Origin of the sequence: Streptomyces sp. NPDC050263, from assembly GCF_040655955.1 — a bacterium.
GTDB lineage: Bacteria > Actinomycetota > Actinomycetes > Streptomycetales > Streptomycetaceae > Streptomyces.
The window spans coordinates 1-14,164 of the sequence record NZ_JBFAKW010000187.1; the positions used below are offsets into that span (position 1 = coordinate 1).

General features: G+C 68.3%; 12 protein-coding genes and 1 riboswitch. Of the genes, 2 read left to right on the forward strand and 10 right to left on the reverse strand.

Annotated elements, in window-relative coordinates; translation table 11 throughout:
• Nucleotides 1-89: 89 nt before the first annotated feature.
• From AB0J04_RS42940 to AB0J04_RS42965, 6 genes are all read right to left on the reverse strand, one after another.
• Entirely contained in the window at nucleotides 90-1,457 is a 1,368-nt protein-coding gene (locus AB0J04_RS42940; protein ID WP_363174144.1) for an aminotransferase class V-fold PLP-dependent enzyme, read from the reverse strand.
• Nucleotides 1,458-1,600: 143 nt separating this feature from the next.
• Nucleotides 1,601-1,716: riboswitch (SAM riboswitch) on the reverse strand.
• A 95-nt stretch (nucleotides 1,717-1,811) separates the two neighbouring features.
• Entirely contained in the window at nucleotides 1,812-2,876 is a 1,065-nt protein-coding gene (trpD, locus tag AB0J04_RS42945; protein WP_363174145.1) for an anthranilate phosphoribosyltransferase, read from the reverse strand.
• Nucleotides 2,877-3,021: 145 nt separating this feature from the next.
• Nucleotides 3,022-4,659 (reverse strand): cytochrome bc complex cytochrome b subunit, encoded by a 1,638-nt coding sequence (locus AB0J04_RS42950; RefSeq protein WP_363174146.1) that lies wholly within the window; start codon nucleotides 4,657-4,659, stop codon nucleotides 3,022-3,024.
• Nucleotides 4,656-5,729, reverse strand: coding sequence for a Rieske 2Fe-2S domain-containing protein (locus tag AB0J04_RS42955; protein WP_363174147.1), 1,074 nt, complete (start codon nucleotides 5,727-5,729; stop codon nucleotides 4,656-4,658). The genes AB0J04_RS42950 and AB0J04_RS42955 overlap by 4 nt, the downstream gene beginning before the upstream one ends.
• Complete coding sequence (locus AB0J04_RS42960) at nucleotides 5,726-6,538, reverse strand: c-type cytochrome (protein ID WP_363174148.1); 813 nt, start codon at nucleotides 6,536-6,538, stop codon at nucleotides 5,726-5,728. Before AB0J04_RS42960 ends, AB0J04_RS42955 begins: the two co-directional genes overlap by 4 nt.
• Nucleotides 6,539-6,601: 63 nt before the next feature.
• Nucleotides 6,602-7,222 (reverse strand): heme-copper oxidase subunit III, encoded by a 621-nt coding sequence (locus AB0J04_RS42965; RefSeq protein WP_327314500.1) that lies wholly within the window; start codon nucleotides 7,220-7,222, stop codon nucleotides 6,602-6,604.
• A 178-nt stretch (nucleotides 7,223-7,400) separates the two neighbouring features.
• Here AB0J04_RS42965 and AB0J04_RS42970 point away from each other — a divergent pair, with 178 nt between their 5' ends.
• Nucleotides 7,401-7,805, forward strand: a complete 405-nt coding sequence (locus AB0J04_RS42970; RefSeq protein ID WP_363174149.1) for a hypothetical protein — start codon at nucleotides 7,401-7,403, stop codon at nucleotides 7,803-7,805.
• A gap of 105 nt (nucleotides 7,806-7,910) precedes the next feature.
• Here the strand turns inward: AB0J04_RS42970 and AB0J04_RS42975 are convergent, their stop codons facing one another.
• From AB0J04_RS42975 to coxB, 4 genes are all read right to left on the reverse strand, one after another.
• The gene (locus tag AB0J04_RS42975; RefSeq protein WP_363174150.1) at nucleotides 7,911-9,164 is read right to left on the reverse strand and encodes an Ig-like domain-containing protein; all 1,254 of its coding nucleotides are present in this window, start codon (nucleotides 9,162-9,164) and stop codon (nucleotides 7,911-7,913) included.
• Between the two features lie 131 nt (nucleotides 9,165-9,295).
• Entirely contained in the window at nucleotides 9,296-9,694 is a 399-nt protein-coding gene (locus AB0J04_RS42980; RefSeq protein ID WP_351912407.1) for a cytochrome c oxidase subunit 4, read from the reverse strand.
• Nucleotides 9,691-11,427, reverse strand: a complete 1,737-nt coding sequence (gene ctaD, locus AB0J04_RS42985) for a cytochrome c oxidase subunit I (RefSeq protein ID WP_363174151.1) — start codon at nucleotides 11,425-11,427, stop codon at nucleotides 9,691-9,693. Before ctaD ends, AB0J04_RS42980 begins: the two co-directional genes overlap by 4 nt.
• Entirely contained in the window at nucleotides 11,424-12,383 is a 960-nt protein-coding gene (coxB, locus tag AB0J04_RS42990; protein ID WP_363174152.1) for a cytochrome c oxidase subunit II, read from the reverse strand. Before coxB ends, ctaD begins: the two co-directional genes overlap by 4 nt.
• 319 nt (nucleotides 12,384-12,702) lie before the next feature.
• On the opposite strand from coxB, the gene AB0J04_RS42995 reads away from it, so the two are divergent.
• Nucleotides 12,703-14,079, forward strand: a complete 1,377-nt coding sequence (locus AB0J04_RS42995) for an aminotransferase class V-fold PLP-dependent enzyme (protein ID WP_363174153.1) — start codon at nucleotides 12,703-12,705, stop codon at nucleotides 14,077-14,079.
• The last annotated feature ends 85 nt before the right edge of the window (nucleotides 14,080-14,164 follow it).

The window sequence follows — 14,164 nt, forward strand, 5'->3', positions numbered from 1 at the left end:
CGGTGCCCGGGTTTCGGTCAGCCCCAGTCGGACCCGGTCGTCGATCATGGTTTCGGCAGTCACGAACGAGTGACCTGCGAAGTCCGGGCCTAGACCGCCGGGACGCAGCGGCCGTCCTCCGTCCGGTACTGCCAGCGCGCGCCGTCGGTCACCAGTTCCCGTACCGCGGTCACGAAGCGCTCCACGTGCTCGTCGGGGGTGCCCGCTCCGAAGCTCACCCGGATGGCGTTGAGGGACTTCTCGCCGGGAGCCGCCTCGGGGGCCCCGCACTCGCCCTGGCTCTGCGGGTCGCCGCCCAGGAGGGTGCGGACCAGCGGGTGGGCGCAGAAGAGGCCGTCCCGGACGCCGATGCCGTACTCGGCCGAGAGGGCGGCGGCGAAGTGGGAGCTGTTCCAGCCCTCGACGACGAAGGAGATCACGCCCACCCGAGGGGCGTCGTCGCCGAACAGGGACAGCACCCTGACCTGCGGCACCTCGGCCAGGCCGGCCCGCACCCGCTCGATCAGGCACTGTTCGCGGGCCACCAGCGACTCGAACCCGGCCTCGGTCAGCGCCTTGCAGGCCGCGGCGATGGAGTAGGCGCCGATCACGTTCGGGGAGCCGGCCTCGTGGCGGGCGGCGCTCTCGTGCCACTCCACGTCCACTCCCCCGTCCTCGCGCCGGGTGACCTTGCGACTGGCGCCGCCGCCCGCGAGGTACGGGTCGGCCGCGACCAGCCAGTCGGCGCGGCCGGCCAGGACGCCGGAGCCGAAGGGCGCGTACAGCTTGTGACCGGAGAAGGCGACCCAGTCGACGTCGAGGTCCCGCACCGACACCGGGTGGTGGGGGGCCAGCTGGGCGGCGTCCAGGACGATACGGGCGCCATGGGCGTGGGCGGCCGCCGCCAGCTCGCGCACCGGCCACAGCTCGCCGGTGACGTTCGAGGCGCCGGTCACGCAGACCAGGGCCGGACCGTAGAGGTCGCGGTCGGCGAGGGCGCGCTCCAGGGTCTCGACGGCCTGGCGCGGGGTGCGCGGGGCGTCCAGGTAGGTGACCCGGGCGTCCTTCCAGGGCAGCAGCGAGGCGTGGTGCTCGGTCTCGAAGACGAAGACCTGGCAGTCGGCGGGGAGGGCCGCGGCGAGCAGGTTGAGGGAGTCCGTGGTGGAGCGGGTGAAGATCAGCTGGTCGTCGGGGCGGCAGTCCAGGAACTCGGTGACCGTCCGGCGGGCGTTCTCGAACAGGTCGGTGGAGAGCTGCGAGAGGTAGCCGGCCCCGCGGTGGACGCTGCCGTAGTAGGGGGCGTAGGCCGCCACGTCGTCCCAGACGCGCTGGAGGGCGGGCGCGCTGGCCGCGTAGTCGAGCGCCGCGTACGCGACCTCGCCGCCCGTGACGAGCGGGACGGTGACATCCCGACCCAGAACGGGCAGAGGCGCACAAACGGTCTGGACGGAGGCAGCGATGGGGAAGGAGACGGACATGGCGGAACTCCCGTGTGAGGCAAGGGAAAAGTGAAAGGGGGTACGCGGAAGCGGGGCTCTGCGCCCTATCGCATTCGCTTGCTCACAGAAGGCTCCCTCGATGACCAGGATCCCTGGCCGCACGCTCTCAGAAGCGTGTGAGGGATCCGCGCTTGCCGTACACCCTTTGTGCACAGCCTGGTCTTCACCCGGGGCACCCCGCCACGGACGGAGGGTTGCCGGACAGTCGGCCGGGGCCTCTTGACTGTCACTCATGACCTGATACGGGAACGTACGCGAGATGATCGTCGCCCCGCAACCCGTGTCCGGATCGCGGGACGACCGACGACGCCTCGCGGCTCTTCCAGCGGGCGTCTACGCGTTGCCGGCGGCGACCCAGCGCTCCAGCGACCGCTTGGCCGCGCCGGAGTCGATGGACTCGGCCGCCCGGTCCATGCCGGCCCGGATCTGCTCGGCCAGCGTTGCGCCGCCCGGGTCGAGGGCCACCAGCGCGGCCGCCGAGTTCAGCAGCACGGCCTCCCGCACCGGGCCGGGCTCGCCCTCCAGGAGGCGGCGGGCGACCTCCGCGTTGTACGACGGGTCCCCGCCCCGCAGGGCCTCCACGGGGACCAGCTCCAGGCCGACGTCCCGCGGGTCGAAGCTCTCCTCGGTGACCTTGCCGTCGCGGACGACCCACACATGGGACGTGGCCGTCGTCGTCAGCTCGTCCAGGCCGTCGTCGCCCCGGAAGACCAGGGACGAGTTGCCGCGCTCGGCGAAGACGCCCGCCACGACCGGCGCCATCCGCGGGTCCGCGACGCCGACCGCCTGGGCCCGTACCTTCGCGGGGTTCGTCAGCGGGCCGAGGACGTTGAACACCGTGCGGATGCCCAACTGACCGCGGGCCGCGCCCACATGACGCAGCGCCGGGTGGAACTTGATCGCGAAGCAGAAGGTGATCCCGGCCTCCTGGGCCACCTCGGCCACCCGCTTCGGCGTCAGCTCCAGATTGACGCCGAGCTTCTCCAGGACGTCCGAGGCGCCGGACGCGGAGGACGCGGCCCGGTTGCCGTGCTTGACGACCGTGGCGCCCGCGCCGGCCACGACGATCGCCGACATCGTGGAGATGTTGACCGTCTTCGCGCCGTCGCCGCCCGTGCCGACGATGTCGACGGTACGGCCCGGCACCTCGATCAGGTTGGCGTGCTCGTACATCGCCCGGACGAGCCCGTTGATCTCCTCGACGGTCTCGCCCTTGGCCCGCAGCGCCACCACGAACCCGGCGATCTGCGCGTCGGTCGCCTCACCGCGCATGATCCGGTCCAGCGCCCAGAACGTGGCGTCGGCGCCCTGGTCGTGGCCGTACAGCAGGCTGTTCAGCACCTCGGGCCAGGAACGGCCCGCCGCGGTGTCGCCTCCAGCGGGAGTCACAGCGCTCATCAGCCGCTCCTGGGTGTCGTAACGATCTTCTAGGGCTCTCGTAGAAGAGTGTGTCCCCACCCTATCCAGCCCGTGGGCACGGCAAAGGGCCCCGTCCGAAGACCGGACGGGGCCCTTTGCGGTGGCGTGGCGACGCCGCAAGCGATCAGTGGTGGCCGTGGCCGCTGGTGATCTCCTTGTACTCCTCGACGGTGGGCTTCGGGATCTGCTGGTCCTCGCCGAAGTACGCGCCGCTGATCTTGGCGCGCAGCTTCTCGGAGCCCGTCACCTTGCGCTCGACGCCGTTCTCGTCGACCGCGGGGCCGATCGCGGCGGGCTCGTACTGCTCGTGCGCGGTGAGGGTGTGCAGCTGCTCCTGGCTGAGCGGCTCGTGGATCTCGACGAACTCACCGTGCGGCAGGCGCTTGATGGTGCCGGTCTCGCGACCGTGCAGCACCTTGTCCCGGTCCCGGCGCTGGAGGCCGAGGCAGATCCGCTTGGTGAAGATGTACGCGATGACCGGTCCGACGAAGAAGAAGATCCGGACGAACCAGGTGATCGAGTTGATCGACAGGTGGAAGTGGGTGGCCCACAGGTCGTTGCCACCGCCGACCAGCGTGATCATGTACATCGTGACCCAGGCGACGCCCAGCGCGGTCCGGGTCGGCGCGTTGCGCGGGCGGTCCAGGATGTGGTGCTCGCGCTTGTCGCCGGTGACCCAGGACTCGATGAAGGGGTACATCGCCAGCGCCGCGAGGACCACGCCGAAGAGCACCAGCGGGATGAACACGCCCAGGACGAGCGTGTGACCCCAGATATTGATCTCCCAGCCCGGCATGAAGCGGATGAGACCCTCGGCGAAGCCCATGTACCAGTCGGGCTGGGCGCCGGTCGACACCTGGTCCGGACGGTAGGGGCCCATGGCCCAGATCGGGTTGATCTGCGCGATCGCCGCGATGACCGCGATCACACCGAAGACCAGGAAGAAGAAGCCTCCGGCCTTGGCGATGTACACCGGCAGCAGCGGCATGCCGACGACGTTCTTGTTGCTCTTTCCGGGGCCCGCGAACTGCGTGTGCTTGTGGTAGAAGACCAGGATCAGGTGGCCCACCAGGAGGCCGAGCATGATGCCCGGCAGCAGCAGGATGTGGATCGAGTAGAACCGCGCCACGAAGTCGTGACCCGGGAACTCCCCGCCGAACAGGAACATCGAGATGTAGGTGCCGACGATCGGCATCGACAGGATCGCGCCCTGGGTGAAGCGGACACCGGTGCCGGAGAGCAGGTCGTCCGGGAGCGAGTAACCGGTGAAACCGGTGAACATGCCCAGGACGAACAGCAGGAAGCCGAACAGCCAGTTGATCTCACGCGGCTTGCGGAACGCGCCCGTGAAGAACACGCGCATCATGTGCACGAACATGCCGGCGAGGAAGATCAGCGCCGCCCAGTGGTGGATCTGCCGGATGAGCAGACCGCCGCGCACGTCGAAGGAGATGTGCAGGGTCGAGCTGAACGCCTCGGACATCAGCTGTCCCTGGAGCGGGACGTAGCTGCCGTGGTACTCCACCTCGTTCATCGACGGGTGGAAGAACAGCGTCAGATACACACCCGTCAGGATGATGATGATGAAGCTGTAGAGGCAGACCTCGCCCAACATGAACGACCAGTGGTCGGGGAAGATCTTGCGCATGTTGGCCTTGGCCAGGGAGTAGATCCCCAGCCGGCCGTCGGCCCAGTCGGCGACGCGCTCGCCGGCCGGCGCCTTCCCGCGTTCGCGGGTCTCTGTCTTCTCTGTGGTGCTCATCCGCGCTCCCAGAATGCAGGACCGACGGGCTCTTCGAAGTCGCCGAGCGCCTCGAGGTAGCCCTCGTCGTTCACACCGATGCGCAGCTGCGGCAGGGCGTGACCGGCGGGACCGAAGATCACTCGGGCACCGTCGGAGAGGTCGAAGGTGGACTGGTGGCAAGGGCACAGCACGTGGTGCGTCTGCTGCTCGTACAGCGAGATCGGGCAACCGACGTGGGTGCAGATCTTCGAGTACGCCACGATGCCCTGGTAGGACCAGTCGAGTTCCTGCTTGTCCTTGATGTTGTCCGGCTGGAGCCGGACGATCATCAGGGCCGCCTTGGCGATCTCGTTCTGGAAGTCCTCGTCGTGCTCCTCCAAGCCCTCGGGCTTGGCGAAGGTGAGCGAACCGACGGCGACGTCCGAGGGACGCAGCGGCTCGTTCGTGTTCATGTTGACGAGCAGCTTGCCCTTGGACCACAGCGTGTGCCGCAGCTTGTCCTCGGGCAGCGGACCGAGGTCGCGCAGCAGCACGATGCCGGAGAGCGGCACCAGGGTGAGGGCGCCGAACATCGTGTTGCGGACCAGCTTGCGCCGACCCATCGCCGATTCCTTGGCGCCCTGCTTGAAGTCCGCGTGGACCTTGGCCCGGACCTCGGGCTCGGCCGCGATCGGGTGCCGGTCGTCGGCGATCTCCTCGTCCGACATCAGGGTGCGGGCCCAGTGGACCGCGCCGGCGCCGATGGAGAACAGCGCCGTGCCCAGCGTCAGACCCAGCGCGAAGTTCAGCGCACTGAGGTGGCCGATCGGGAACACGAAGATCGACTTGTCGGCGGGGATCGCCACGTACGAGGCGATGAAGCCGACCGTGGCGAGCATCGACAGCGTGAACAGGAAGGCGACCGCACGCTCGGACCGCTTGGCGGCCCGCTCGTCGATGTCCTGGATGCGGTGCTCGTGGGGCGGCAGACCGGGGTCCGCGAACGGGTTCTTCTCGTCCGCGACGGATACCGCGCCATGGGCGTGCTCATGATGTCCTGCGGACTGCTCAGCCGGCAGGTTCTCTTCTGGAATGTCTTGGCTACTCATGACTTCTTGGCCTTTGCGGTCCGAGCGGCGACCCAGACGGCGACTGCGATCAGCGCGCCGAGTCCGAAGATCCAGGCGAAGAGGCCCTCGGTGACCGGCCCGAGGCCGCCCAGCTCCAGACCACCGGGGTTGTTCGTATCGTCGCTGTTGACCGCGTGCAGGTACGCGATGATGTCCTTCTTGTTCTGCTCCGACAGCGTGGTGTCGGGGAAGGAGGGCATGTTCTGCGGGCCCGTCTGCATGGCCTCGTAGACGTGCTTCGGGTCCACACCCTCCAGGGTCGGAGCGAACTTGCCCTCGGTGAGGGCGCCGCCCTTGCCGGTGAAGTTGTGGCACTGCGCGCAGTTGGTGCGGAACAGGTCGCCACCCTTGGCGATGTCCGCGCCCTCCGGGCTGTACTCGGCCTCGGTCGGCACGGACGGGCCGGCGCCGAGGGAGGAGATGTACGCGGCGAGCTGGTCGATCTCGGCCTGCGTGTAGATGTTCTTCTTCTTCACCACCTGGGCGCCCTGGGAGGTCGCCGCCGGCATCCGGCCGGTGCCGACCTGGAAGTCCACGGCCGCGGCGCCCACGCCGACCAGGCTGGGACCGTCGGAGCTGCCCTGACCTCCGGTGCCGTGGCAGCTGGCGCAGCCTACGGCGTAGAGCTTCTTGCCCTCGTCGATGGCGAGGGACTGGGCGGTGTCGTCTGCCTGCGCCTTGCTCGCGGGCGCGAACACGGCGTACAGCCCCCCTGTGCATGCCAGCGCGAGGAGTAGGACGACGAGCGCCGCCAGCGGATGGCGTCGTCGTGCGGAGAGCTTTTTCACGGATTACCCCGGTGTCAGGATCTTCTGCGTCGATGCGTTACGGATGTGCGGGAGCGGGCCCGGCTACTTGATCATGTAGATCGTGGCGAAGAGGCCGATCCAGACGACATCGACGAAGTGCCAGTAGTAGGACACGACGATGGCCGCGGTCGCCTGCTCGTGGGTGAACCTCTTGGCCGCGTAGGTGCGGCCGAGGACGAACAGGAAGGCGATGAGGCCGCCCGTCACGTGCATGCCGTGGAAGCCGGTGGTCAGGTAGAACACCGAGCCGTACGGGTCGGAGGAGAGCGAGAGCCCGTCCTTCTTCACCAGCTCCGTGTACTCGAAGATCTGACCGCCGATGAAGATCGCACCCATGATGAAGGTGACGATGAACCACATCCTGAGCTTCTTCACGTCACCGCGCTCGGCGGCGAAGACGCCGAGCTGGCAGGTGAGGGAGGAGAGCACCAGGATCGTGGTGTTCGTCGCCGAGAACGGGAAGTTCAGGCTCTCGGCCATTTCCTTCCAGTGATCCGGCCCGGTCACCGATCGCAGGGTGAAGTACATCGCGAAGAGGGCCGCGAAGAACATCAGCTCGGAGCTCAGCCAGATGATGGTTCCGACGCTGGTGAGGTTCGGCCGATTGACCGACGGGTGCGCGTGCCCGGTTTCTACTGTCGTTGCTGTCGCCACGACCGACATTATGTCGGTCCCTTATCCAGCCCTCACTCCCGGGGGTGCCGTTCGGAGTGTTCACACCGCGTGTACTGCCCGTATGGCTCATCGAAGTGGCGTTCCAAGCGGTGTTGACGAGGTGTTCAAGGGAGTAGCATCCGCGGCATCGGTTCTGTCCGTACGACGCTGATGTCACGGAGGAAGCATGCAGGCGACCGCCACGGTGCTGGTCTACAGCGACGACTCCAACACCCGCGAGCAGGTGCGGTCGGCCTCCGGCCGACGGCCCTCCCCCGATGCGCCGCTCGTCGAGTTCCTCGAGTGCGCGACGCCCGCGGCGGTGCTCACGGAGTTGGACAAGGGCGGGATCGACGTCTGCGTCTTCGACGGGGAGTCCGCGCCGATGGGGGGCATGGGGCTGTGCCGGCAGGTGAAGGACGAGGTGTTCCAGTGCCCGCCGGTGCTGTTGCTGATCGGGCGGCCGCAGGATGCGTGGCTCGCCACGTGGAGCCGGGCGGACGCGGCGGTGACGCTGCCTGTGGAGCCGGTCGAGTTCGCCTCGGCGTTGGCGTCCCTGTTGCGCCGGAAGAACCTCCAGCAGAGCGCGTAGCCCTTCGGGGGCGGGGGCCGTACGGCGACCGCGGGTCCGGTGGCGGCTGGTCGCGCCCACGCGACGGAGCCGCACATCGATACAGCCCCGCGCCCCGAGGGGCGCCTACACCGCTGTGGGCTGCAATCGTGACGTCGCCTGTTGCGCGTCCTGGCTGCCGCCTGTCAGGGCGCTGCCCTTGGTCCACTTCTGCCAGTCCAGGTTCCAGTCGCCGAAGCCGTTGCCGAAGGTCTCCATCGTGTCGCCGTAGCTGTTGACGACCTGGACCACGTCGCCCGCGCGCACGTTGTCGAAGAACCACTCGGCGTTGGACGTGCTCATGCCGGTGCAGCCGTGGCTGACGTTCGCATAGCCCTGGGAGCCCACGGACCAGGGCGCGGCGTGCACGTACTCGCCGCTCCAGGTGACCCGGGTGGCGTAGTAGACGGGCAGGTCGTACGACTCGGAGGAGCCCTCCGCGATGCCGACGGTGGTGCCGCGCATCCGTACGAAGTACTCCTTGCCCAGGACGACCTTGACGCCGTTGCGGGTCTCGAAGCCGGGCTTTCCGGTGGTGACGGGGATCTGGTTGATCTCCTCGTTGTTCTTGGAGACCGTCATGGAGTGCGACGACGCGTCCGTCACGGCGATGACCCGGTCGCCGATGGTGAGCTTGAGCTCCTTCGCCGGGCCGCCCCACAGCCGGTCGCTGATCTTGATGCCGTCCAGGTTGCTGTGGACGCGGACGGTGGCGTGGGCGGGCCAGTAGTCCTTGGGCCGGTAGTGGAGTTCCTTGTCGTCCACCCAGTGCCAGCCGCCCTGCACGGAGGGCGTGGAGTCGACCTTGAGGGCGCGTTCGACGACGGCGCGCTGGGCGGGGTCCTTGACGGGCTGGTCCAGCTTGGCGGTGACGGGCTGGCCGACGCCGTACTCGCCCGCGTCGGGGCCGAACGTGACCGCCAGCCGCTTCTTGCTGGTGGGCTTGCCGGTGTCGAAGGTGAGGACCCGGCGGCCGGGTGCGCCGTCGTCGTCCTCGGTGCTCACCCGGACCGTGTAGCGGGCGCCTGCGGCCAGCGGCTCGGTGCTGTGCCAGCGGCTGCCGTCGGCGGAGAGTTCGCCCGGCACGTAGCGGCCTGTGCCGTCCACGGCGGTGACGTCCGTGATGCGGTCGTCGTCCTCCGCCGTGACCTCCAGGGGCTTGTCCGGGTCGGCCTTCTTCCCGTCCTCGTCGGCGCCGTTGAAGGAGATCTGGTCCGTCGCGTCGTAGGGGCGCGCGGACAGTGGGTTGCCGTCCGAGCCGCAGGCGCTCGCGACCGCGCCCAGGGCGATCACCAGCAGGGTGCAGCCGACGACGGTGCGGGGGCGTGGTTGGTGGCTCATGACTTCACGCTAGGGAGCCGTGTCGGCGGCGGCGCGCTGAGTGACACGGACGGAGCAGCGCCGCTACGGCAAAAGCGTGAGCCCGGACCCTCCTGACGGAGTGTCCGGGCTCTCGCCGCGTTCAGCGCGTGTTACTGGGTGCGGTTCTCACCGTGGTAGTACTCGAAGACCCAGCCCCACAGACCGATCATGATCAGCGGGACGGAGAAGTAGAGCAGCCACCAGCCGATCGCGACGCCCAGGAAGGCCAGCGCGCCGCCGATGCCGAGCGACAGCGGCTGCCAGCTGTGCGGGCTGAAGAAGCCCAGCTCGCCGGCGTCGTCCGCGACGTCCGCTTCCTTGTTGTCCTGCGCGCCCGAGTCGACCCGCTTGGCCGTGAAGCCCAGGTAGAAGCCGATCATGATGGACAGGCCGAAGGCGAGGAAGAGGGCCGTGGTGCCCGCGGGCTCCTTCGACCAGACGCCGTAGACGATGGCCATGATGAGGATGAACACGCTCAGCCACGTGAACATCCATCCTTGGACCTTCACTTGCCGGCCTCCTTGTCGCCTGCGATGGCACTCGCGCCGTGGCCGCTGTGCTCCAGCTGCTCGAGCGCGGCGATCTCCGGGTGGTGCAGGTCGAACGCCGGGGATTCACTGCGGATCCGCGGCAGGGTGAGGAAGTTGTGGCGCGGCGGCGGGCAGGAGGTGGCCCACTCCAGGGAGCGGCCGTAGCCCCACGGGTCGTCGACGCCGACCGGCTTGCCGTACTTGGCGGTCTTCCACACGTTGTAGAAGAACGGCAGGACGGACAGACCGAGGACGAACGAGCTGATCGTCGAGATCGTGTTCAGGGCGGTGAAGCCGTCCTGCGCCAGATAGTCGGCGTAGCGACGCGGCATGCCCTCGGCGCCCAGCCAGTGCTGGACCAGGAAGGTGCCGTGGAAGCCGACGAACAGCGTCCAGAAGGTGATCTTGCCGAGGCGTTCGTCCAGCATCTTGCCGGTGAACTTCGGCCACCAGAAGTGGAAGCCGGAGAACATCGCGAAGACGACGGTGCCGAAGACGACGTAGTGGAAGTGCGCCACCACGAAGTACGAGTCGGACACGTGGAAGTCCATCGGCGGCGAGGCCAGGATGACGCCGGTCAGACCGCCGAAGGTGAAGGTGATGAGGAAGCCCGTCGCCCACAGCATCGGTGTCTCGAAGGACAGTGAGCCCTTCCACATCGTTCCGATCCAGTTGAAGAACTTCACGCCTGTCGGCACGGCGATGAGGAACGTCATGAAGGAGAAGAACGGTAGGAGGACGCCGCCTGTGACGTACATGTGGTGCGCCCACACCGTCACGGAGAGACCGGCGATGGAGATGGTCGCGGCGATCAGGCCCATGTAGCCGAACATCGGCTTTCGGGAGAACACCGGGATCACTTCGGAGATGATGCCGAAGAACGGTAGGGCGATGATGTACACCTCTGGATGGCCGAAGAACCAGAAGAGGTGTTGCCATAGCAACGCGCCGCCGTTGGCCGCGTCGAAGATATGGGCGCCGAACTTGCGGTCCGCCTCCAGGGCGAACAGCGCGGCCGCGAGGACCGGGAAGGCCAGCAGGACCAGGACACCGGTCAGCAGCACGTTCCACACGAAGATCGGCATGCGGAACATCGTCATGCCCGGGGCGCGCATGCAGATGATGGTGGTGATGAAGTTGACCGAGCCGAGGATGGTGCCGAAGCCGGAGAAGGCCAGGCCCATGATCCACAGGTCGGCGCCGATGCCCGGGGAGCGGACCGCGTCCGAGAGCGGGCTGTAGGCGAACCAGCCGAAGTCGGCCGCGCCCTGCGGGGTGAGGAAGCCGCCGACCGCGATGAGCGAGCCGAACAGGTACAGCCAGTAGGCGAACATGTTCAGTCGCGGGAAGGCGACGTCCGGCGCGCCGATCTGGAGCGGCATGATCCAGTTCGTGAAGCCGGCGAACAGCGGCGTCGCGAACATCAGCAGCATGATCGTGCCGTGCATCGTGAACGCCTGGTTGAACTGCTCGTTCGACATGATCTGCAGACCCGGACGGGCCAGCTCGGCGCGCATGAAGAGCGCCATTACGCCACCGATGCAGAAGAACGCGAACGACGTGACCAGGTACAACGTACCGATGGTCTTGTGGTCGGTGGTCGTCAGCCACTTCACCACGACGTTGCCGGGCTGCTTGCGCCTGACCGGCAGCTCGTTCTCGTACGAGTCCTCAGCTGCGGAGGCACCCTGGGGTTCGTTGAGGATGCTCACAGGTTGTTCGTCTCCCGGTTCTTCTCGTGGCTCGTCTGCTCGATGCCCGCGGGAACGTAACCGGTCTGCCCCTTCTCCACGAGTTCCTTGAGGTGCTGCTCGTAGCGCTCCTGAGAGACGACCTTCACGTTGAACAGCATCCGGGAGTGGTCGACGCCGCAGAGTTCGGCGCACTTGCCCAGGAAGGTGCCCTCCTTGTTGGGAGTCACCTGGAAGGCGTTGGTGTGGCCCGGGATGACGTCCTGCTTCATCAGGAACGGCACCACCCAGAAGGAGTGGATGACGTCACGCGAGGTCAGGATGAAGCGGACCGTCTTGCCCTCGGGGAGCCAGAGGGTCGGACCCGGGTTGTTGGTCTGCGGGTTCCGCTCGTTGGGGACGCCGCAGGTGTAGGTGCCACCCGCATTGTCCGGGAAGTCCGCCTTGAACCGGTCCGGGATCGCGGCCAGGTTCTTGTCGGTCTTCGCGTCCCCGTCGGAACCTTCGACGTTCTCGATGTAGTTGAAGCACCAGCTCCACTGGAAGCCGACCACGTTGACCGTGACGTCGGGCTTCTTGTCGAGGCTCAGCAGCTTCGACTCGTCGCGGGCCGTGAAATAGAAGAGGACCGAGACGATGATGATCGGGACCACCGTGTACAGCGCCTCGATGGGCATGTTGTACCGGGTCTGCGGAGGAACCTCGATCTTCGTGCGGCTGCGCCTGTGGAAGAAAGCACTCCACAGGATCAGGCCCCACACCAGCACGCCGGTGGCCAGCGCGGCAGCCCAGGAGCCCTGCCACAGGGAGAGGATCCGCGGAGCCTCTTCTGTGACCGGGGTGGGCATACCAAGGCGGGGGAAGTCCTTGTATGTGCAACCGGTGGCGGTCGCCAGGACCAGGCCCGCGGTCATTGCCTGCAGCAGCTTCCGCCGCATCGGGCGCCGCGGCGAGCGGTCGGAGCCGTTGGGACTCACGTAGCGCCTTCCCGAGAGTCTCGCCCGCGCGGTCGGCTGCGGCCTGACTTCTCGCTGGTCGGTCGCCGCCCTGCGTCGGGCAGGGGTTTGGATGTTTATGCGGACCAAACCCTACTGGACGCGTTTTGGGGTCGCGCGGGGAGGGTCCCCAACGCGCCGGGGGCTACTTCTGACGGTTGGTCGGGGACGCCTAATTGCTCGAAACGTTCGGTTGTGTCGCGTGTGGAGGCCTGTTGTGGCTGATCGCGCCCCGCGGCTGAGCCGCGTATCGGCGCAGTCCCGCACCCCTGAAAGCCGACGCAAGTTTTACCGTTGCCGTGTGTCCTACTTCGATGCCGCTTCTGCTGCTCCCCTGCATCCCGTAGCCCGGCAGGCCCTGTTGGCCTCGCTCGACGAAGGCTGGGCCGACCCTGCCCGGTTGTATCGGGAGGGGCGTCGGGCGCGGATGCTGCTCGACGCGGCCCGGGAGGCGCTGGCCGAGGCGGTCGGGTGCCGGGCGGACGAGGTGGCCTTCACCTCCTCCGGAACGCGGGCCGTGCACGCCGGGATCGCCGGTGCGACGGCCGGGCGGCGGCGCGTCGGACGTCACCTGATCGTGTCAGCCGTCGAACACTCGTCTGTACTTCATTCGGCCGAGGCGTTCGAGGCGGACGGCGGGGAAGTCACCCGGGTGCCGGTGGCGCGGACGGGCGCGGTGGCCGTCGGGTCGTACGCCGAGGCGCTGCGGTCCGACACCGCGCTCGCCTGTCTGCAGTCCGCCAACCACGAGGTGGGGACCGCACAGCCGGTGGCCGAGGTGGCCGAGGCGTGCCGGGCGGCGGGGGTGCCGTTGCTGGTGGACGCGGCGCAGTCGCTCGGCTGGGGGGCGGTGGAGGGGCCCTGGTCGGTACTGACCGGTAGCGCTCACAAGTGGGGCGGGCCGCCGGGGGTGGGGGTGCTCGTGGTGCGCAAGGGGGTGCGGTTCGCCGTCCAGGGCCCCGTGGACGAGCGGGAGTCGGGGCGGGTCGCCGGGTTCGAGAACATTCCCGCCATCGTGGCGGCGGCGGCCTCGCTACGGGCGGTGCGGGCGGAGGCGGCGGCCGAGGCGGTACGACTGCGGGAGCTGACGGCGCGGATCCGGGCCCGGGTGGGAACGGTCGTCCCGGACGTGGAGGTGGTCGGGGATCCCGAGCGGCGGCTGCCGGGGATCGTCACCTTCTCCTGTCTCTATGTCGACGGGGAGGCGCTGCTCCACGACCTGGACCGGGCGGGCTTCTCCGTGTCCTCCGGTTCGTCCTGCACCAGCAGCACGCTGACGCCCAGCCATGTGCTGAAGGCGATGGGGGTGCTGAGCGAGGGGAACGTGCGGGTCTCCCTGCCGGCGGGGACCGCCGAGGAGGACGTGGAGCGGTTCCTCGCCGTGCTGCCGGGGGCGGTGGCGGGGGTGCGGGAGAAGCTCGGGGCGCCCGCTGCGGCCGCGGAGGTGCGGGGTGACGCGCTCGTCGTGGACGCGCTCGGCAAGCGGTGCCCGATTCCCGTCATCGAGCTGGCGAAGGTCTTCGGGGACGTGCCGGTCGGGGGCATCGTGCGGGTGCTGTCCGACGACGAGGCGGCCCGGCTCGACATCCCGGCCTGGTGCGAGATGCGGGGCCAGGAGTACGTCGGTGAGGAGCCGGCGGACCGCGGTGCGGTCTACGTGGTCCGCCGGGTGTCCTAGTGCCGCGGCAGGCAACGTTCGCCCCGTCGCGACGCCCGGCACGCACTCTCGCCGCACCGGCCGAAAGCCCAAGTACGTCCAGTAC